Annotated in this window: 17 protein-coding genes; 2 read left to right on the forward strand and 15 right to left on the reverse strand. The window is 62.4% G+C overall.

Features of this window, described 5'->3' with window-relative positions:
- The 10 genes from ABDW57_RS18580 to ABDW57_RS18625 form a co-directional block, all read right to left on the reverse strand.
- Positions 1–1,947 carry a serine protein kinase gene (locus ABDW57_RS18580; protein ID WP_343731659.1) on the reverse strand — a complete coding sequence of 649 codons (1,947 nt, stop codon included), beginning with the start codon at positions 1,945–1,947 and terminating at the stop codon, positions 1–3.
- An 81-nt stretch (positions 1,948–2,028) separates the two neighbouring features.
- Positions 2,029–2,937 (reverse strand): LysR family transcriptional regulator, encoded by a 909-nt coding sequence (locus tag ABDW57_RS18585; RefSeq protein ID WP_343731660.1) that lies wholly within the window; start codon positions 2,935–2,937, stop codon positions 2,029–2,031.
- 72 nt (positions 2,938–3,009) lie between these two features.
- On the reverse strand, positions 3,010–3,435 hold the full coding sequence (locus ABDW57_RS18590; protein ID WP_343731661.1) for a hypothetical protein: 426 nt from the start codon (positions 3,433–3,435) through the stop codon (positions 3,010–3,012).
- Positions 3,436–3,733: 298 nt separating this feature from the next.
- A complete protein-coding gene (locus ABDW57_RS18595) occupies positions 3,734–4,129 on the reverse strand; it encodes an Hpt domain-containing protein (protein WP_343731662.1) in 396 nt (131 codons plus the stop codon).
- 59 nt (positions 4,130–4,188) lie between these two features.
- Entirely contained in the window at positions 4,189–5,064 is an 876-nt protein-coding gene (locus ABDW57_RS18600) for a proteasome-type protease (RefSeq protein WP_343731663.1), read from the reverse strand.
- Between the two features lie 32 nt (positions 5,065–5,096).
- Complete coding sequence (locus tag ABDW57_RS18605; protein ID WP_343731664.1) at positions 5,097–5,900, reverse strand: transglutaminase family protein; 804 nt, start codon at positions 5,898–5,900, stop codon at positions 5,097–5,099.
- Positions 5,901–5,915: 15 nt separating this feature from the next.
- Positions 5,916–6,863 carry an alpha-E domain-containing protein gene (locus ABDW57_RS18610; RefSeq protein ID WP_343731665.1) on the reverse strand — a complete coding sequence of 316 codons (948 nt, stop codon included), beginning with the start codon at positions 6,861–6,863 and terminating at the stop codon, positions 5,916–5,918.
- Positions 6,864–6,866: 3 nt separating this feature from the next.
- Positions 6,867–8,297: a circularly permuted type 2 ATP-grasp protein gene (locus ABDW57_RS18615; RefSeq protein WP_343731666.1), complete on the reverse strand. Its 1,431-nt coding sequence runs from the start codon at positions 8,295–8,297 to the stop codon at positions 6,867–6,869.
- Positions 8,298–8,406: 109 nt separating this feature from the next.
- The gene (locus ABDW57_RS18620; protein WP_343731667.1) at positions 8,407–9,468 is read right to left on the reverse strand and encodes an ABC transporter substrate binding protein; all 1,062 of its coding nucleotides are present in this window, start codon (positions 9,466–9,468) and stop codon (positions 8,407–8,409) included.
- Between the two features lie 107 nt (positions 9,469–9,575).
- Entirely contained in the window at positions 9,576–10,142 is a 567-nt protein-coding gene (locus ABDW57_RS18625; RefSeq protein ID WP_343731668.1) for a PRC-barrel domain-containing protein, read from the reverse strand.
- Positions 10,143–10,318: 176 nt separating this feature from the next.
- Between ABDW57_RS18625 and ABDW57_RS18630 the strand changes: the two genes are divergently transcribed.
- Complete coding sequence (locus tag ABDW57_RS18630) at positions 10,319–11,143, forward strand: ferritin-like domain-containing protein (RefSeq protein ID WP_343731669.1); 825 nt, start codon at positions 10,319–10,321, stop codon at positions 11,141–11,143.
- On the opposite strand, the gene ABDW57_RS18635 is transcribed toward ABDW57_RS18630, so the two are convergent.
- From ABDW57_RS18635 to ABDW57_RS18655, 5 genes are all read right to left on the reverse strand, one after another.
- Entirely contained in the window at positions 11,113–13,209 is a 2,097-nt protein-coding gene (locus tag ABDW57_RS18635) for a peptidase domain-containing ABC transporter (protein ID WP_343731670.1), read from the reverse strand. The genes ABDW57_RS18630 and ABDW57_RS18635 overlap by 31 nt on opposite strands.
- Before the next feature lie 61 nt (positions 13,210–13,270).
- Positions 13,271–13,879 carry a hypothetical protein gene (locus tag ABDW57_RS18640; protein ID WP_343731671.1) on the reverse strand — a complete coding sequence of 203 codons (609 nt, stop codon included), beginning with the start codon at positions 13,877–13,879 and terminating at the stop codon, positions 13,271–13,273.
- 135 nt (positions 13,880–14,014) lie between these two features.
- Positions 14,015–15,382 (reverse strand): TraB/GumN family protein, encoded by a 1,368-nt coding sequence (locus ABDW57_RS18645; protein ID WP_343731672.1) that lies wholly within the window; start codon positions 15,380–15,382, stop codon positions 14,015–14,017.
- Positions 15,372–16,541 (reverse strand): HlyD family efflux transporter periplasmic adaptor subunit, encoded by a 1,170-nt coding sequence (locus ABDW57_RS18650; RefSeq protein WP_343731673.1) that lies wholly within the window; start codon positions 16,539–16,541, stop codon positions 15,372–15,374. The genes ABDW57_RS18645 and ABDW57_RS18650 overlap by 11 nt, the downstream gene beginning before the upstream one ends.
- Before the next feature lie 134 nt (positions 16,542–16,675).
- Positions 16,676–17,323 carry a hypothetical protein gene (locus ABDW57_RS18655; protein WP_343731674.1) on the reverse strand — a complete coding sequence of 216 codons (648 nt, stop codon included), beginning with the start codon at positions 17,321–17,323 and terminating at the stop codon, positions 16,676–16,678.
- Between the two features lie 287 nt (positions 17,324–17,610).
- Between ABDW57_RS18655 and ABDW57_RS18660 the strand changes: the two genes are divergently transcribed.
- Complete coding sequence (locus ABDW57_RS18660) at positions 17,611–19,638, forward strand: EAL domain-containing protein (RefSeq protein WP_343731675.1); 2,028 nt, start codon at positions 17,611–17,613, stop codon at positions 19,636–19,638.
- The last annotated feature ends 18 nt before the right edge of the window (positions 19,639–19,656 follow it).

Raw genomic sequence — 19,656 nt, forward strand, 5'->3', positions numbered from 1 at the left:
TCATTCCTGTGCCAGCAAGGTGGTGACGTAATTCAGCGCCTCTCGCGCACAGTGGCTGTCGTAGCCGTATTCGTCCACCAGGCGCTGCTCAACCGCCGATATCTTGGCGCGCACCTCGTCGTCCGGCCGCTTGGAGGAACTGACCAGCCGCAGCACATCGCGCCGCTGTTCAAACAGATACTGCTGCAGGGCGTCGCGCAGCTGGGCGTGGCTGCCCAGTCCGAAGCGCTCGCCGCGCTTGTAGGCGCTCATGGCCTTGCGTACCACCTCCTGCCGGAACGACTGCTTGCCAGAGTCGGAAATATGGATTTTCTCTTCCACCGCGCGCAGGAAGCGTTCGTCCGGGCGGCGCTGCTCGTTGGTGATGGGGTCTTTTACCTGCCGGTTGTCCAGCATGGCTTCCACCTCGTCCAGGTATTTCTCCAGCAGATCCGACACTTCCTGCTCGAACGACACAAACAAGGCCTTGTGCACATCTTCCTTCACCCAGCGGTTGTAAAACTCCTTACGCGTCAGCACCAGATAATCGACCCAGCGCCGCTTGCGCGAGGAATCGAGGCGGGCGTCGCTTTCAATCGCATCTTTCAGCGCCAGCAACAAGTCCATGGTGCTGATGCTGTTGCATGAGGATTGAATGATGGCATGCGACAGTCCATTGATCACGAACCGCGGCGACACGCCGGACAAGCCCTCATCCGGCGCCTTTTCCTTGTTACGCACGCGCAGCGCCTCGCTGTGGTGTACACCATCCACGTCCTCGCCGCCGTGGATGCGCACCCGTTTGGCAAGGTCGCCGTCGCGCTCCTCGCCCTCGTGCAGGCGGCTCAGCACGGCAAACACCGCCGCCGCATGCAGCACATGCGGATCGAGATGCACATTGCGAAACGCCGGCGCCGACAGGATCAGCTTGCGATAAATCCGTGCTTCCTCGCGGTAGTTGAGGGTGTAAGGGACTTGCACGATGACCATGCGGTCCAGCAGGCCTTCGTTTTCGCTCTCCTGCAGAAACTTGCGGAACTCGGCCAGATTGGTATGCGCCAGGATGGTTTCGTCGAGATAAATCAGCGGAAAGCGCGCCACCTTGACGTTTTTCTCCTGCGTCAGCGTCAGCAGCAGGTAGAGGAATTCGCGCTTGACTTTGAGGATTTCGATCATCTCCAGCACGCCGCGGCTGGCCGCATACACCGTGCCGGACCATGACCAGGCGCGCGGGTCGCCCTCATCGCCGAACTCCGCCACGCGCGACAGATCCACCGAACCCACCAGATCGGCAATATCGGCGGTATTCGGATCGTGCGGCGCGTAGGTGCCGATGGCGCTGCGCCCGGCCTCGGAGATAAAGATGCGCTCGACCGGCATGCGCAGAAAATCGCCGCCCAGCTCGTGCTCAAGGCGCGTGCGGCAATACGGGCACAGTTCCCCGGACGCATCCACACCATAGCTTTCGCGGAAACTGGCACGCAGCGTGTGCGGCACCAGATGCAGCGGCGACTCGCGCACCGGGCAGCCGGCAATGCCGTACAGGGCGCCGGCCTCGGTGTGGCTGTATTCCTCCAGCCCGCGCTTCAGGCGTATCACCAGCGTCGACTTGCCGCCCGATGGCGGCCCCAGCAGCAACAGCAGGCGCCGTCCGACTTCGGAACCGGCGGCGGCCGCCTTGAAATAGTCGGCCACACGGGCGAGGGCGTCGTCGATGCCGAACAGCTCGTCGGCGAACAGGCTGCAGCGCAGCTTGCCATCGCCGCCGTCCTTGCCGCTCCAGCGCAGCATATCCCAGATGTATTGATGCGAGCTGCGCGCCAACTGCGCCGGCGCGGCCGGCAACACCTGGTCCATGAACTGGGCAAAGCTGCCGCTCCAGTGGCCAGCGCGATGCTGCTGCGTGTAGGCCACCAACTGGTCACGGAACTGGTCCTGCGATACTGCCTGCTGCACGCTTTCGATCATGACCTGTCCTCCGAAAGATAGGAGTATCTGCGCTGGCGCAGCCGGTTCGGATGATCTGCCTCAATCGAAAAAGGGGAACTTTTACTCCTGCCGGTCCCACGGCGTGCCGGCCAGCTCCTGCACCAGGAAATCGATCATCACCCGCACCTTGGCGCTGAGATGGCGCCGGCTTGGATAGACCGCCAGCACGTCCATATCCGGCATGTGGTATTCGGGCATCACGCGCTGCAGCCGGCCGGCGCGCAAATCGCCGCCCACCAGGAAGGTCGGCTGCCAGATGATGCCGAGACCGCCCAGTGCGGCGGCGCGGGCGGTATCGCCGTTATTGGTATGCATCACACAGCGCACCTTGACGGCGTGCGGCTGTCCGCTGCCGTCCAGCATATGCCATTCGTCGGCGGTGGCGGCGTAGCTGTAGCCGATGCAGGCGTGCCGCAGCAGATCGGCCGGCGAGAGCGGCATGCCGTGCTGCTGGATATAATCCGGCGCGGCGCACAGCACATTGCGCGATGTGGCCAGCTTGCGCGCCACGTTGGAGGCCGAACCGGCGCGCGAAATGCGCACCGCCATATCGTAGCCTTCCTCGACGATATCGACTACGCGGTCGATCAGCGCCACATCCAGTTGCACTTCCGGATACAAGCGCATGAACTTGGCCCATAGCGGCGCCAGGTGCAGCACCCCGAAGCTGAGCGGCGCATTGATGCGGAGCACGCCATGCGGCTGCAAGGCGGCCGAGGAAACGATGGCCTCGGCTTCGGCCACATCGTCCAGGATCGATTTGGCGCGCTCAAACAGCGCCTCGCCGCTGGAAGTGAGCGACATCTTGCGCGAGCTGCGGTTCAGCAAGCGCGTTTGCAGATGCGCCTCCAGGTCGCTGATGTAACGCGTTACATTGGCCGGCGAAGTGTCGAGCGCCTCGGCGGCGCGGGCGAAACCGTCGCGCTTGACGACTTCGACAAACACTTCCAGCGCTCGCAGTCGATCCATGCCTCACTCCACAAGAAAAAAGCCGCGGCACCGGAGGGTGGGGGCGGCTTCGTTGCTTAACGCAGTCTCAACTCAATGCGCGATATAGTTGGCGGTCGCGGCTTCCTTGATCACGCGGCCGGCGCTGCGCGCCGCGCCGCCGCTGCCGGTGGCCGTGCTGACCTGGCTGTCGTGGGCCATGCCGACCAGGCCGACGGCAGCCTGGACATCGCCGGCGCTGGCGGCACGTTCGAACAATTCCATGGCTTCGCGGCGTTTGGCCGGATTGGACAGGTAACGCAGGGCTAATTCACGTTGCGCTACCGGGGAACCTTGCTCGGCCCACTCTTGCAGGCGGCGTTCGGCGGCAGGTTGGCCGCTCGGGCCGATTTGCATGGCTGCTGCTTCAATCACAGTCGGGGAGGGAATGGCATCTTCCTGGGCCTGGCACGCTATCAGGGCGCCCACCAGCACCAGCACCGAAGATATCAATACGCCAGACTTGTTGAATAATTCCATAAATTAAGTACCCTTGATTAAAGCAAAGTGCTTAGCTCGATGCGTTGCACCATTATACTTGCACTGGGGCAAATTGTCGAATACGCAATGGGGATTGAAGCAAATTCTTGTTTTTTGATTCAATTTCCAAGTGCTGGCGATATTAACATGAAGAATTTGTGCCGCCCGTTCAGGAAGCGCTCATGGGGGTAACAATTGTAACCATTCGTTAATGGCAACAAAGTCACAGACAGGCGCAGGCCTGCTGTGCAATGCAGCAAAAACGCGGCTTCATAAATCGTGAATGATGGCAGGCGGCTCAAACGCCTTGGGGAGCGTTGCGCCGCAGCCAGGCATCGGCTTCGCGCAAGACCAGTTGATATTCGGATTCCAGCGCGGCAAATAAGGCCGGAATAGTCTCCAGGCTTTGCGCGGCAATGGCTTTTTCCAGCTGGAGAGAGGAGCTCACCAGGCGTTTGGCGCCCAACGTGCCGATCGAACCGCGCAGGCTGTGAAAAATCTTGCCGGCGTCATGCAGACGATGTTCGCGCAGCGCTGCGCCGGCCTGTTCAAGCGGCGCCATACCCGGGGCGCAGGCATCGCGCACGATTTTGCCGACGACAGCCAGCGCCTGGTCATCGTTGCCCATGTACTTCAACAAAGTATCGACCGAAAAAATACTCTCTTCGGCTTGTGGCGGGCTCGCTTCAGTCATTCGGGGCTCCAGGACAGGTTGCTTTTATCCTATCATACGCTGGCACCGCGTCCGGCTTATTACTGTTGTCCATCGTGAAATTGTTGCGACAGGGTTTGCAACGGCGAGCGCGACACCGCAGGAACTGCAACGCCGGACGGCGGCGCCACCCGCACTGGCATGTTGCCGGTGTTGGTGGAATGCAACACATTACCGGTTGTTTCAGGCGCTGCGTTCCAGGCCGGCGCGTCCAGCCCTTCAAATACGCGCTTAAGTTGCTGCCCCCAGGTGTTGCGTATCATCTGGAAGTACTCGTTGCGCTCATCAATTGTTACAAAATGGGTGACGGCCAGCTGGTCCGTTTCGTACACCAGCAGATCCAGCGGCAGGCCGACCGAAACGTTGGAGCGCAGGGTGGAATCCATGGAAATCAGCGCGCACTTGGCCGCATCATCCAGCGAGGTGGCCGGAGTGACCACGCGGTCGATGATGGGCTTGCCATACTTGGCCTCGCCGATCTGGAAATAGGTGTTCTCGTCGTGCGCTTCAATAAAGTTGCCGGCCGAATAGATCTGGAACAGGCGGCAGCGCTCGCCCTTGATCTGGCCGCCGAAAATAATGCTGACGTTGAATTCGATGCCAAACGAGGCCAGCGATTGCGCATCGCGCGCATGCACCTGCCGCACGGCCTCGCCGAGGATGCGTGCCGCCTCGTACATATTGGGCGCGGTCCAGATGCTGTGGCCATCCTCAGTCTTGAGTTCGGACACCAGCTGACGGATCGACTGCGAAATTGACAGGTTGCCGGCGGTCATCATCACCATCATGCGGTCGCCGGGAATGTCAAATACGCTCAGCTTGCGGAACGTACCGACCTGATCCACGCCGGCATTGGTACGCGAATCAGATAAAAACACCAGCCCGGCATTCAGGCGCATGCCCACACAATAAGTCATCGTTGCCTAAAATAAATTTGAAGTAGCCCATTTTACTGCGGCATGATCTGCACGTCGACGCTCAGCGACTCCGTGCCGCCGCCGCGCCGCACGCCGCGCACCGGCGCCGCGCCGTCGTAGTCGCGGCCGATGGCCAGACGGCAATAGGCATCCGTCATCAGGCGCGCATGGGTCACGTCGATGCTGACCCAGCCGCTGTAATCCTTGTCGTCCGCCCAGGCGTCCACCCAGGCGTGGCTGGCGGCATGGTCGCTGTTTTCCGGGTCGATATAGCCGGAGACATAGCGCGCCGGGATGCCATGCGCATGGCAGCAGGCCAGGAACAGATGCGCGTGGTCCTGGCAAACGCCTTGGCCCAGCGCCAGCGCGTCGCTGGCGGTGGTGTCGACGGCGGTCGCACCGCTTTGATACCGGACCGCACCAAAGATGTGCTCGGCCAGGCACATCAGGTCACGCGTGGCGGCCTTGCCGTCCGGCAGGCAGGAGGCGGCCAGCTCAAGGATGCCGGGCGTGGCGGCGGTCAGGCGGGTCGGCACGGTAAAGATCAGCGGCGACAGCGTGTCGCCATTCGGCACGCGTCCGCGCTCCGGCGCCGTGGTCTCGATCACGCCGCTGGCGACGATGGACAGGGCCTGATGCGGCACATCCATGGTCATCATGTGCGACCGGTTGCCGTAGGCGTCGGTGTAAGCGTGCACGTGGCCGGGCGTGGACAACTGCCAGGACAGCACGTGCTGCTGCGGCTCCACGCGCGGCGTCAGATGCAGCTGCTGGATGGTGTACGCCAGCGGCAGGCTGTAGGTGTAGCGTGTTTCGTGCCGGATGTTCAATTGCATGGGATAACCTTTCGCTCAAGCCGCCAGCGGCACCAGGAAATCGCGGCTGACGCGGTTGCCCAGTTCATAGATATCGGCCAGGAAGCGGGTCAGCGTATCGTGCAGGCCGTCCGCCAGGATGTCTTCAATCTTGCCGAACTGCAGCTCGGCGCGCAGGCGGCCGGCAAAGCGCTCGGTATCGGCCGACACGTCATTGCGCACCTCGTGCAGGTTGGACACCACCTCGTCCATACACGCCAGCAGCGAGCGCGGCATGTCGGCACGCAGCATCAGCAGCTCGGCGATGCGCGCCGGGGTGATGACATCGCGATAGACCTTGCGGTAAATCTCAAAGCCCGACACCGAACGCAGCATCGCGCCCCAGTAGTAAAAGTCGCGCTGGCTCATGCTTTCGCCGCTTTCCGGGGCGCCGCTGTGGTATTTCACGTCCAAAATCCGGGCCGTGTTGTCGGCCCGCTCCAGGAAGGTGCCAAGACGGATGAAATGCACGGCCTCGTCGCGCAACATGGTGCCCAGCGTCACCCCGCGCGACAGGTGGGAACGGTACTTGACCCACTCAAAGAACTTGCTGGGGTCGGTTTCCAGCAAATCGCTCTGCAGGCGTCGCTGCATGTCGAGCCAGGTCTGGTTCTGGATTTCCCACACTTCCGTGGTCAGGGTGCCGCGCACGGCGCGGGCGTTTTCGCGCGCAGCCGTCAGACAAGCCACGATCGATGAAGGATTGCCGGGATCGCGCACCATGAAGTCGATGACTTCGCGGCCCTCCAGCGATTGATATTTCTGATCGAAGGCATATTGCAGCTCGGAGATGCCCAGCAGGGCACGCCAGCCCTGAGCGTTTTCCTCATCGGATTGCGGCAGCATGGAGGTCTGCACGTTGACGTCCAGCATGCGGGCGGTGTTTTCGGCGCGCTCGGTGTAGCGCGCCATCCAGAACAAATGGTCAGCGGTGCGGCTCAGCATGATTTATCTCTCCAGTATCCAGGTATCCTTGGTGCCGCCGCCTTGCGACGAATTCACCACCAGCGAGCCTTCCTGCAGCGCCACCCGGGTCAGCCCGCCCGGCACCATGGAAATGGTCTTGCCGGACAGCACGAACGGCCGCAAATCGATGTGGCGCGGCGCCACGCCGCTTTCCACGTAGGTCGGGCAGGCGGACAGAGCCAGCGTCGGCTGGGCGATGTAGCCGTCCGGCCTGGCGATCAAACGCTGGCGGAAATCTTCGATCTGCGCCTTGGTCGAGGCCGGGCCGACCAGCATGCCGTAACCGCCGGCGCCGTGGACTTCCTTGACCACCAGATCGGGCAGGTTGGCCAGGGTGTAGGCCAGGTCTTCTTTTTTACGGCACTGGTAGGTCGGCACATTGTTCAGCACCGGCTGTTCCGACAAATAAAACTTGATCATGTCCGGCACGTAGGGATAAATCGATTTGTCGTCGGCCACGCCGGTGCCGATGGCGTTGGCCAGCGTGACGCGGCCGGCCCGGTAGACCGACAGCAGGCCCGGCACGCCCAGCGAGGAATCCGGCCGGAACGCCAGCGGGTCGAGAAAGTCGTCGTCCAGCCGGCGGTAAATCACGTCCACCCGCTTGGGACCGCGCGTGGTGCGCATGAATACCGTGTTATCGCTGACGAACAAGTCCTTGCCCTCGACCAGCTCCACGCCCATCTGCTGGGCCAGGAAGGCATGCTCGAAATAGGCCGAGTTGTACATGCCCGGGGTCATGACCACCACCGTGGGGTCGTTGATGCCCATCGGCGCCACCGAGCGCAGATTATCCAGCAACATGTCAGGATAATGGTCGACCGGGGCGATCTTGTTGCGGGCGAACAGTTCAGGAAACAGCCGCATCATCATTTTGCGGTCTTCCAGCATATAGGAAACGCCGGACGGCACCCGCAGATTATCTTCCAGCACATAGAACTCGCCCTGGCCGGCACGCACAATGTCGACCCCGGCGATATGGGCGTAGATGTCGGAAGCGACGTTAATACCTTGCATCTCGGGCCGGTACTGGGCGTTTTTGTAGATTTGCTCAGGCGGAATAATGCCGGCCTTGATGATGTTCTGGTCGTGGTAAATATCATGGACGAACATGTTCAGCGCCTTGACGCGCTGGACCAGCCCGGTTTGCAGCTGCTTCCATTCGGCCGCCGGGATAATGCGCGGGATGGTATCGAAAGGGATCAACCGCTCGGTGCCGGCGTCGTCGCCATACACGGCAAAGGTGATGCCCACCCGGCGAAACGCCAGGTCGGCCTCGGCGCGCTTGCGTTCCATGGTCTCCGCCGACTGGCGCTGCAGCCAGCCGCAGAACTCGCGGTAGTGTTCACGGATCTCGGTACTGGCTGTGTGCGCCAGGCCGTCAGCAGTCATTTCATTGAAGAATTTGGACATATCGAACATTCCCTGTTGAGCACGTTTATTCTTCTATCAAGAAGCGTGCCAGTGGAAATGCTCAGTTTTGGTGCGGGCTGTGCTCGCGCGCCGGGCTGGCGCAACAACTTTATTTGATTAAGTCAATTTGCCAGTAGCCGTTGGCGGTTTCGATTTTTCGGGCCGCCAGCGGCGGCGGCAGGCTGACTTTCAGCGCCGCCAGCCGGGCCGGATCGACCAGCACGGTAGGGCTTTCCTGGCGCAGGATAGGCAGCACATCCGGCTTGGTGCGGCGCTTGAGGATTTTCACCGCCTGCTGCCCGGCCAGCTGGCCCACCTGTTTGAAATCCGCGCCGATGTACAGCGCCGCGCCAGGCACCCGCACCATGGCCAGGGTCACCACCGGCACCTTGTTTTCAATGCCGAAATCGCCCAGATCCATCGCCGCTTCGTAGCGCTGCAGACCGTAATAGGTATCCAGCGGCACGGCAAACATGTCGGCGCCGCCGGCATGCAACTCCTTGAGCTTGGGCGCGATGTGTTCGTTCTTGTTGACCAGCCGCGCGTTCACCTCCAGCCCCAGCGGTTTTCCCTTGGTGGTGGCGGCGGCCACGTTGGCAACGCCGTTTTCGTCATCGCTGTGCACCATGCCGATGCGGCGCACATTGGGGAACACATCCTTGACCAATTGCAACGAGTCGGTCATGTCGGTGTACAGGGTGGAACCGGTGGCGCCTTCGCCGGCATCCACCAGCGACACGCAGCCGGCATCCTCCGGATTGGCCACCGCCGTGAACACCAGTGGAATACGGGCATCGGTCAGCATGCCGCGCGCATACCTGGTGGCCGGGGTGCCGATGGTCAACACCAGGTCAGGCCTGGCTTCAACAATGCGGGCGGCTTCATGGCGGATGCGCATCAGCACGCCCAGCTTGCTCCAGAAGCCGCCATTCTCCACGTCAAAATCAATCGCAGTCTTGTGCACGATAAGATTCTTGCCGTCGATCAGTCCGCTGCCTTGCAACGACTTGAGAAAGCCGTTCAGCGCATCGCGATAGGGTTCAATGTCCGTCACTTGCAGCACTTCCACCTTGAAGACGCGCGTGTCGTCCATGGTTTCCGGCGGCAGGGGTTCAAAGGCAAGGGAGGGCAGGGCTGCGGCAAGCAGCAGGATGGCGAAGGTTTTATGCATGGCTGGTCGTAACGCTGTCGATGCAGCGATTAAACCAGAGTTGCCCGCCCGGCATGCGCGCTATCGCATGCCTTGGCGAGCCAATGTGTGCGCCGGGTAGGCCAGCGTCAGATATTGCCGATGTTGCCGGTGCCCGAACCAGTGGTGCTGCTGCCGGTCGTGCCGCTGCCCGAACCCAGCGTGCCGCCGCTGCTGCTGCCGTAGCCCTGGTCGCTCTGCAGGCTGCCGCTGCTGCTGCCCATCACGCTGCCGCTGGCGGTGACGCCGCCGGGTACGCTTTGGCGGGTGCCGTAGAAGTTGTGCAGCTGGGTGTTGAACTCGGTGCTGGCCATGTCAGGCCAATCGTCCTTGTCAAAGCCGGGGGCGTTTTTCAGGTGCTCCTTGGATACGTCCAGCAGGAAGCGCTTGTTGGCGGTGTCCAGTTCCAGTGCTTGCCAAGGCACGGCAAACAGCTTGTCGCCCATGCCCAGCCAGCCGCCGAAGGACAGCACGGCGTAAGCAACCTGGCCATTGCGCATGTCCAGCATGATTTCCTTGATGTCGCCCAGGTCTTCCTCCTGGCGGTTGTAGACATCCTCGCCGATCAGCGTATCCGCGCCCATCAGACGCGGGCCGGGGCCGGTGGTGTCGTCATTGCTGTAAATGCCATAGGTATCGCGGTCTAGATAGCTCATGATGGTCTCCAAGTGGTTAGTGATGCCCCGCATCAGACGACGCGGTGACATTCCACATCATGCGGGCGACGCGACGGCAGAGGTATAGGTGCGCGTGCGGTGTGGTTGTAGGACAGGGCTTAGTTCCCGGAGAACCTAGTGGTACACTACCGCCCTCAATGATTTGGAAGAAAACCATGCAAGCCCCCACCGAACTCCGCGCCCGCGCGCTGCAATGCCTGATTGAGCCTGATCCGTCGGCAAAGGTGGCGGCGGTGTATGCGATGGCGGAGGCCTCGGCCGAAGGTGCCTGCATGCCGGACCCGCAGGCCGCGCTGTCGTCGTCGGCCGCGATTCCGGGCCGGCCGGAAAAGCCGGAGCTGGTGCCGCCGCTGCAGGTCGGCCGGCGCGCGATGAACACCCCGGAAGGCCGGGCGATGCTGATCCACGCGCTGGCCCATATCGAATTCAACGCCATCAATCTGGCGCTGGATGCGGTGTGGCGCTTCCCCGGCATGCCGGCAGCGTATTACACCGACTGGCTGCAGGTCGCGCGCGAGGAAGCTTACCATTTTTCGCTGCTGCAGGCGCATTTGCAGCGGCTCGGCTGCAGCTACGGCGACTTCATCGCCCACGACAGCCTGTGGGAAATGGTCGAACGCACCTGCGGCGATGTGCTGGCGCGCATGGCGCTGGTGCCGCGCACACTGGAAGCGCGCGGGCTGGATGCCAATCCGCCGCTGCGCGCCAAGCTGGCGCAAGCCGGCGACAAGGAAGCTGCCGCCATCCTCGACATCATCCTGCGCGATGAAATCGGCCATGTGGAAATCGGCAACCGCTGGTACGGCTTCCTGTGCCGCCAGCGCGGCCTGGAACTGATCCCGACCTACGCCGCACTGGCCCGCCAATACCGCGCCCCGACACCACGCGGCCCGTTCAACCTGGAAGCGCGCCGCCAGGCCGGTTTCACCGAGGACGAACTGGCGGGCCTTCAAGGCGCCGCCACGGCTATTGACGGCTGATTACGGCGGTCGGACACGACCGTTCCATGGTCGATTGTGATGACGCGGTCGGCTGCGGCGATGGTCTCCCTGCGGTGCGCCACGATGACACGGGTAATGGTTAACGCCTTCAATGCGTCATTGATTTCCGACTCGCGCCGCATGTCCAGGTGGGAGGTGGCTTCGTCCAGCACCAGGATGCGTGGCTGCCGGTAAAGCGCCCTTGCCAGCAGCAGCCGTTGCTTCTGCCCGCCGGACAGGCTGCCGCCCATTTCGCCAATGAAAGTCTCGACCCGCATCGGCATCCGCAACACATCCTCGGCAATCGCGGCCTGTTCCAGGCAAGTCCATACGCGCTGGATATCGATTTGATCGTCAAAAAAGGCCACATTTTCGGCGATGGTACCGGCCAGCAGTTCGTCGTCCTGCATGACCACGCCCAGCGCACGCCGGGTGGCCTTGGGACCCCATGACTCCAGCGAACGGCCGTCCAGCCGCACCTGGCCCGCGCTGGCCGGATACAACCCGCACAGAACCTTCAGCAGGGTCGACTTGCCCGCACCGGAGGGGCCGACGATGGCAACGAACTCGCCCGGTGCAATGCTGAACGAAACGTCGCGTAGGATGGGCGGCTCCTGCGGCGCATAGGTAAAGGCGAGATCGACAAACTGCAAGGCCCCGTCAATGTGCGGCTGGGCGACGCTAATGTCGTCGATACGCGGCTCTTTCGGCGTCAGCACGATGTCAGCCAGCCGATAAGAATACATGTCAGTCAGGCGCCAGTGGATGATCTGTTCAAACAGCGCACTGGCGCGTCCGGAGAACTGGCCATGGTAGGACATGAACGCATACAGCAGGCCGACTGACATGGTGCCGTCCATCACCGCCCGCGCGCCCAGGAAGATCAGCACTACGGTAACGCCGCTTTCCAGCAGGCCGTGTATTCCGGTAAAGCATAGATTGGCCAGGTTCTGCGCCTGTTCACGGCGGATGGTGGCGGCAAATTTGTTGGCCCAGTCGCTTTCGCGGGCATTTTCCGCCCCCATCACTTTTAGCGTCTGGATGGCACGGATGGTTTCAATGCGCTTGCTGTTTTCCGCAATGCGCGCACCGAGTGCCTCCATGCCGAGCCGTATGGACAATGGCAACGTACCCAGCCGCACCAGCAGGTACAACATCTGCGCGGCCAGCACCACCCAGGCCAACGCAGGGGCGAACAGAAACATCATGACCAGGGTGGCCAAGGTCAGCAGGCCGTCTACAGCGGTGGTTACCAGACTACCCGAGATCAAGTCACGCACCGGTCCTATCGAATCGAAACGCGACAGCACGTCAGCCAGTTTGCGGCGCTGGAACCATGGCAGCGGCAGCCTGACCATGTGGCGGAACAGGCGCAAGGTCATGTCCCAGTTGAGCAGCGCTGACAAGCGCAGTGTGACGATGCCGCGCAAGGCCTCGGCGCCGGCATTGAACAAGCCAAACAAGCCAAAACCCAGTGCCAACGATGTTAGCAGGCCATGATCGCCTTTTAGCGCCGCTTGGTCGATGGCCAGTTGCATATAAAACGGGCTCGCCACCATGTAGGCTTGCAGTAGCAGCGACAGCAGCAGGATTTGCGCCAGGCTGCCCCGCATGCCGGGAGCCAGTCTGAACCAGGACCAGAGGCTGAGCGGGCTTTGCTGCTTACGGCGGCGGAATTCGGGGGCCGGCGCCAGCTCCAGCGCCACGCCGGTGAAGAACCGCGAGACTTCCTCAATGCTTAAGTCGCTGCGTCCGCTGGCGGGGTCGCTGATGCGCACGGTGGTGCCGCGCACCCGCTCCAGTACCACGTAGTGTTGCAGCCCCCAATGCAGGATCGCTGGACAGCGCAACTGACGCAGTTCGTCCAGCTCGCAGCGTAGCGCGCGTGTCACCAGCGCATTGGCGGCCGCTATATCGGCCACCTCGCGCAATGTCAGGCCGCGCGAAGACACATGGTGCTTGCGCCGCAACTCAGCGATATCGACGGCGGCGCCGTGTGCCGCCAGCACCAAGGCCACGCAGGCCAGGCCGCATTCGGCCGCTTCGGATTGAAATGCTTGATACATGATGGCTCCACTCGCTTTCACGAAAGCGACGCCGCCTGCTCGCGGCGCCGCCGCCAGGGCGTTAGCCGTGCTTGGTTACCGGCAGGACCTTGCAGTCAAAGGCGCCGGTCTGCGTCCAGCTGCCGCCCAGTGAGCCGCCGCGGATCGATTTAAACAGTTCCAGCGAGAAGGACACGCTATAGCCGGGGTTCAGACCACAGGCATACGCGGTGGTATTGCCGCTCTTGTCCGTGGTGGTCACGATGAAATGATCAGCATTCCCGGACACGCAGGTCTTGCTGCCGTTCTCGGTATTGCAGGTCAGCTTGATATCGGCTTTGGGATCGCTTTCCGCCTTGGCCAACTGAATGTCATTTTCACTGTTGTCAACCGGCTCGCTGGTGTCGCCGACGTCGTTGCCGTAACCGTCATCGCCGCCACTGGCACCCGTGTCGCCAGTATCGCCAGTATCGCCAGTATCGCCGCCGCCGCCATCACCACCGTCGCCGCCACCACCACCGCCGCCATCGCCGCCGCCACCGTCCCCAGGTTCTTCTTCCTCGTCGGTGTGGTACACCCCGCTGGAGGTGCTCTTGATTTTGGTTTTCACTGGCAGCTCCACCTTGGCATGGAGCGTGCTGCCTTGGCCGCCGGCAACAGCATTCATTTCTTCGTCATTCAGAATCCGCATGTTGATTTACTCCTGATCGTTAATATGAAAGAGAACAGACGCACTGCTACAGTCCCCTGAGCGCCCAGGGGACACGGTCTGGCAACGGTACGGGGCGCCCCGTCCGCTATCAGATAAAACGGAATAAGGTGGATGTCAGGGTTCGGCGCGCCCTGGGGGCGGCTTGTCGCGCTGCCTGGATGCGGCCAGATCGGCGGCCCGCTGCGGATCCGCGTGCCGCGTGGAAGACACGCAATGCTGCTCGGGTCCCAGCAGGCCTTCGCGCTGGAAGCAGGCCGACCAAACCTCCAGCGGTTGCGATGCCTGCGCGTTCAGCACGCTATAGGTGGTTGATTGATCGCTCCAGCTGCAGCCGTAACTGTCCCCCTCGGTGTGGCAGTCGCCGGCCAGCGCCCGCATGGCAGGGAGCGTGGCTGGTGCGGTGCTCTGCCGCGCCGGCATCCGGGCCAGCACGGTGTCCAGCGCGCGGCGATCGCGGAGCAGGGTGATCGAGTAGCCTGCCGAGCGCAGCAACGTTAACAAGCCGGGGCCGGCCGGGCTGTCGGCAAAATGGGCGGCGCCCAGCGCATAAAAGGGCAGCCTCTCGCGCGCCAGCACGGCGGGCATGCCTTCCACCCAGGCCCGGCTGCGCTGGACGATCATGAAGCGGTTCAGCAGCAATTCATCCGGTGTCGAGACGCGTTGCGGAAGTGCGCCGGCTGGCGCGGTCGGTGCCGCCAACGCCGCACGGATACGATCCAGTTCGCGCTGGTAATCGGCATCGTTGTCGCGATAGGTGGTAGCGCGTTGCGCTTCGATGGAAGGAGCTGCGCCCGCAACGGCCGACTCTTGCTGGCTTTGCGCTACCGTGGCCGCGATGAGCGCCGCACGCTGTTGCGGTGACGTCGCGCACCAGGCCTGAAGCCAGGTGCCGATATCTTCCACCGAAACGGCCCGCCGCGGCATTTCTGCCAGCAAGATGCCCGACTGCGCATTACGGACCTTGAAACCGCGCTCTGCCGCACTTTCCTGTGCGGGCAGCCGTCCCATGGCGCGCTGGTGGACGTCGACAAACAGTAAATGAAAGCGGATGAAACGCCCCAGGGTTGCGAGCCGTTCAGACGCCGCCACGCTACGCAGCATTGACGGCACCGCAGGTGCACGGACGCGCAACGCGGCGTTGAGCTTGTCGTCCATCGCGGCCTCATCCGCATTTTCATCCGGGCAGACGGCCTGGTCGTAACCACGTTCGAACCACGACACGCTGGACCGTTCAGCCAGCAGCGCGCTGCTGGCGGCAAACGCCGGCCGGATTACACTGCGGAAGTATGCATCTTCCTGCGCCGGCGAGCCAATGTGACTTTCAGGCAGAAACAGCGCACTGCGTCCATCTTTCTGGACGAGTAACAGCCGGGGGCCAAAGCCATTGCTGCCGGCGGCGATGGCCGTGCCTGTCAGCGCCAGCAGCGCGGCAAGCAGCAGGGCGCGCAAGTATCGAACGGCGCTTCGCATTTTAAGCTCCATGGCGCCGGGCGGCGCGTAACGGATCAAGCAGCCAATCGAGCAGACTGCGATCTTCCAACACCAGATCCGCGCTGAGCCGCATGCCGGGCACCAGTGGCCAGTCGCGGCCATATGCGCTGAGAGACGCGCGGTCGAGCGCGACACGCACCCGGAACAGCTGCTCCTTGCTCTCGATCGGCACCGGTAATTCATTGGGCATGATCGGCGCGCTGGCGATGTCACGCACCACGCCACGGGACACGCCGAAAGTCTGGTACGGAAAAGCGTCATACATCAGATGCACACGCGCGCCCGGCCGCAGCATGCCAATGGCGCGCGACGGCGCCCACAACTCCACTTCCAGGCCTTGCTGCTGACGCGCGGGACCAGCGGGAATCACGATCGCCAACGTCTGGTTGGATGTGACCGGCGCGCCCGGATGGACCTGCAGCGCTGTGACCACGCCGTCCACCGGTGAGCTCAGGTGATCGGCGTAAGTTGCTTCCGACACCAGGCGATGTTCATCTGATTGTGCCTCTATGTTATCGGTTTCTGAACGCACCATACGCATCTCCGCATTCAGCCTGGCGACCTGCGCCCCCAACTGCACCAGCAGGCTGCGCTGCTGCGCCGCCTCCCGTTCCAGCCCGGCCAGCGTTTGCCGGGCTGCCAGCAATGCATCGTCGCGGGTGCGCATCGCCATCTGTGATAGCATGCCTTGCTCGGTCAAGGCATGGGCAGCCGCCACCGATTGCTCCTGAATTTCGATGCGTGATTGCTGCAGGCGGCCGGCGGCCTCCAACCGGAGGACATCGTCACCGACATTGCGCCGACGCTCACCAACCTCGTCCAACTGGCGTTGTAGCTGATCCAGTTTGGCCTGGGCCTGGCGTCGTTGTGCCAGCAACTCGCTAGCCTGCGCGCGGCGCAGGCTGTCGCTCAGCACGTCGCCCCGCTGCAGGCGCGGTGCCGACGAGATGCCAATCAATTCCTGTCCGGCTTTCACTGCCTGACCTTCGTGCACCAGGACTTGCTCAGCCACGCCATTGCGCCCTGCGATAATCCGCAGGCTCCCAGCCATCGGCGTCACCTGTCCGTAGACGTTTTCTTTATGGGCATAGTGTGTATTGCAGGCAAACACCGCCAGCGTCAGCAGCAAGGCGATGAAGAACAACGTCATCGCCCAACCTGACACACCCAGTAGCTGGACCGGGACGCCCAGCCTGGAACGCGCTTCGTCCAGTGCTTCGGGGCGGAACAGGGCCGCTGATGCGGTGGTTTGCAGAGAGGTGGCTGGCATGATTGAAGACCGGTTCAGGCGGCCGGCGAAGCCGTGCCGGAAGTCTGGCGCTGCGCCAGATAGTCCTCCAGTTCAAGCTGAAAGTCGTCCAGCGTGAACAGGCTCTCAACCCGGACGGTGCCGATCGAAGTTGCAATCAGTGGCGAAACGGCGCGCTCTTGTTTCCGTACCACGACGTAGGCGTGGCCGGCCAGCATTAATCCGTGGGTCGACAGCGCATGCACCGCATGCCAGAACGCGTTGTGCAGCGGCGAGGTAAGATCGTCAATGAACAGCACCGGCAGATCGTTAGGCGTTCCTTCGATCAGATTCCGCCGCCCGTAATCCTTGCGGTTCTTCCGGATAGTGAATGCATTCAACGTGATGCCACGTTCGGCGGCGGAGCAAACCAATGCCGTAATCACCGGCACAGCGGCCGACTCGACGCCGGCAATCTGAAATGGGGCATCCCGATATTCTCCGCCATAGCGACGCCAGAAATGCTGGCTGATGGTAAGCAGACTGCGGGCATCAAGCAGGGCGCTGCGCAAGTAGAACTGCCAGGTGTAAAAACCTCCTCCCATCGCCGGTAGCTCCTTGGACTTGGGCGGAACGCGGTAAATACAGTGATCATTAATCTTCCGGCGCAAGACCTCGATATCGTCCTCGTTGGCGCGAGCCATGGCTACTCCCGGTGACAGAAAGTTAAAGATTTTCCAACCTGAAGCCATGGTAGATTCGCGCTAAAAAATTAGCAAATAATGAATCATTACGATTTTGTAATCCGGCGGTAATCGTGCGCCCCTTGACGAATTACATCGGTTTGCGCTTCCTCTTCAATAACTTCCTTGCCAACAGGCCACACCGGTGGGACACTGCTTACCAGCCGATCGGTTTTAAGCGGACAGCACTCGTGAAAAAAATATTGCACCGCACGACTCTTTGGGTACTCGCTATCCGGGATAGCGTTGTGGTGCTGTTGCCGATTACGTTTATCGGTGTGCTGGCGATTGTGCTGTGGAAGTTGCCATTTCCTGCCGCGCGCAGCCTGCTGTTCGACATCTTCGGCCCCGGTTGGCTGGAACGCATCCACAGCATGGTGATGGTGGTGGACAGCGCCTTCGGTCTGGCGCTCAGCGTGGTGCTCAGCATCCGCCTGGCGCGCCTGCTGGCAGCAGATCAGGATGATGATCTGCTGCCGCAGGCCTGGGTTGGCATGGCGGCGCTGGTGAATTTCACACTGTGCGTGATGGTGAGCGGTTCACCGTCCATCCGCGCGCTGGGGCGCGATTCCTCTGTGCTGCTGGGCCTGTTCATCGGCTTGTCGACCCCGGAACTGCTGCGCCTGCTGACGCCAATGTTCCGGATCGAGCCGGACTACGACAGCAATCCCACGTTTTATTTTGCCCTCGGCATGATACCGCCGTGCGCCATCCTCAGCTTTGCCGTGGTGCTGGGCGCGGAAGCCGCGATGACCTTGCCGCCGCTGAATATGCCATGGCTGGCCGGCTTGCCCGATGCCATCTCCAATCGCGCTGACGGCGACTGGCTACTCAGCATCATTGCCGTGTTGCTCAGCCATGTGCTGTGGCTGGTCGGCATCCACGGCGCCACAGTATTGGGTGACCATGTGCAGGCCTTGTTCAGCGCGACCGCGCTGGTGCCGTGGAAGCGCCTGATCGATGTCTTCGGCTTGCTGGGCGGCTCGGGCGCCACGCTGGGCCTGGTGGCGGCGCTGCTCATCGTCTCGCGCGAGGGACCGTTCCGGCGGCTGGCGGTGATTTCCATCGTGCCGTCCTTCTTCAACGTCAGCGAGCTGCTGATATTCGGTCTGCCCATCGCGCTCAATCCGGTGTTCTGGCTGCCATTCCTGCTGGCGCCGCTGGCGCTGACCTTGTTGGCGCTGACCGCCGTGCACACCGGCTTTATCGCGCTGTACGACTTCACGGTGCCATGGACCACGCCGCCTTTTCTGTCAGGCTATCTGGTCACCCATTCATGGCGCGGTCCGGCAGTGCAGATGCTCGGCATGGTGGTCAGCACGCTGATTTACCTGCCGTTCGTCCGCCTGGCCGAAGCGCGGCGCGTGCGCGGCCAGACCGAGGCCGTCGACGCCGTGATCGGAGCGATCGGCACCCATGGCGTGGCGTATCTGCGCTCGGTGCCGCGCAACAGCCAGGCTGGCCTGGTGGCACGCAGCCTGCTGGCTGAACTGAGGCAGGACATCGGGACCGCCGCGGTCACGCTGGTGTTCCAGCCTAAACATGCGCATCTGGGCGGTCCGGTAGGCGTGGAGGCGCTTTTGCGCTGGCAGCACAAGCGTCATGGTCCGATCCGCGCTGACGTGGCGGTGGCGCTGGCCGAAGAGGGCGGCCTGATCGGCCGTCTCGGCGGCTGGATACTGGAGCAGGCTTGCGCCCGCAAGGCCGAATGGAACCGGCACGGGTTGAAGCACATCACGATGGCGATCAACGTGTCGCCGCTGCAACTGGATGATCCGCAACTGCCAGCCGTGCTGGCGGACTGCCTGGCACGGCACCAGTTGTCGCCGCGCGAGATCGAGCTGGAAATCACCGAAAGCCATGCCATTGCCGCCAACATGGTGGTGGACCGCAATCTGGCCAAGATCGTCGACATGGGCGTGGCGCTGGCCATGGACGATTTTGGCATGGGGTATTCGTCACTGCTGCACATGCGGCGCTTTGTCATCCACACCATCAAGATTGACGGCTCGCTCACGCGCGACGTGCTGACCAATCCCATCAGCCGCGACATCATCCGCACCATTGCCGCGCTGGGCCGCACGCGGCATGTCGAGGTGGTGGCGGAGTTCGTGGAAACTTCCGAGCAGCGCGACACCCTGGGCGCACTGGGGTGCGATGTGTTCCAGGGCTATCTCTACAGCGCGCCGCTGGCGGGTCCCGCCTGCGCCCACTACCTGCTGTCCGAACGTCCGGCCAGACCCGAGTGCGCGGTAGGACAATCTCCATCAGCGTAAGGACAAAAATGTCCTCCC

Source organism: Duganella sp. (assembly GCF_039595735.1).
In the GTDB taxonomy this organism is placed as follows: domain Bacteria; phylum Pseudomonadota; class Gammaproteobacteria; order Burkholderiales; family Burkholderiaceae_D; genus Rugamonas.

Coding starts and splice junctions, on each gene's coding strand:
- ABDW57_RS18620 (WP_343731667.1), bottom strand. CDS start 9,468: ATGCATAAAACCTTCGCCATCCTGCTGCTTGCCGCAGCCCTGCCCTCC.
- ABDW57_RS18630 (WP_343731669.1), top strand. CDS start 10,319: ATGCAAGCCCCCACCGAACTCCGCGCCCGCGCGCTGCAATGCCTGATT.
- ABDW57_RS18625 (WP_343731668.1), bottom strand. CDS start 10,142: ATGAGCTATCTAGACCGCGATACCTATGGCATTTACAGCAATGACGAC.
- ABDW57_RS18605 (WP_343731664.1), bottom strand. CDS start 5,900: ATGCAATTGAACATCCGGCACGAAACACGCTACACCTACAGCCTGCCG.
- ABDW57_RS18655 (WP_343731674.1), bottom strand. CDS start 17,323: ATGGCTCGCGCCAACGAGGACGATATCGAGGTCTTGCGCCGGAAGATT.
- ABDW57_RS18640 (WP_343731671.1), bottom strand. CDS start 13,879: ATGCGGATTCTGAATGACGAAGAAATGAATGCTGTTGCCGGCGGCCAA.
- ABDW57_RS18635 (WP_343731670.1), bottom strand. CDS start 13,209: ATGTATCAAGCATTTCAATCCGAAGCGGCCGAATGCGGCCTGGCCTGC.
- ABDW57_RS18580 (WP_343731659.1), bottom strand. CDS start 1,947: ATGATCGAAAGCGTGCAGCAGGCAGTATCGCAGGACCAGTTCCGTGAC.
- ABDW57_RS18585 (WP_343731660.1), bottom strand. CDS start 2,937: ATGGATCGACTGCGAGCGCTGGAAGTGTTTGTCGAAGTCGTCAAGCGC.
- ABDW57_RS18615 (WP_343731666.1), bottom strand. CDS start 8,297: ATGTCCAAATTCTTCAATGAAATGACTGCTGACGGCCTGGCGCACACA.
- ABDW57_RS18595 (WP_343731662.1), bottom strand. CDS start 4,129: ATGACTGAAGCGAGCCCGCCACAAGCCGAAGAGAGTATTTTTTCGGTC.
- ABDW57_RS18590 (WP_343731661.1), bottom strand. CDS start 3,435: ATGGAATTATTCAACAAGTCTGGCGTATTGATATCTTCGGTGCTGGTG.
- ABDW57_RS18645 (WP_343731672.1), bottom strand. CDS start 15,382: ATGGAGCTTAAAATGCGAAGCGCCGTTCGATACTTGCGCGCCCTGCTG.
- ABDW57_RS18600 (WP_343731663.1), bottom strand. CDS start 5,064: ATGACTTATTGTGTGGGCATGCGCCTGAATGCCGGGCTGGTGTTTTTA.
- ABDW57_RS18650 (WP_343731673.1), bottom strand. CDS start 16,541: ATGACGTTGTTCTTCATCGCCTTGCTGCTGACGCTGGCGGTGTTTGCC.
- ABDW57_RS18610 (WP_343731665.1), bottom strand. CDS start 6,863: ATGCTGAGCCGCACCGCTGACCATTTGTTCTGGATGGCGCGCTACACC.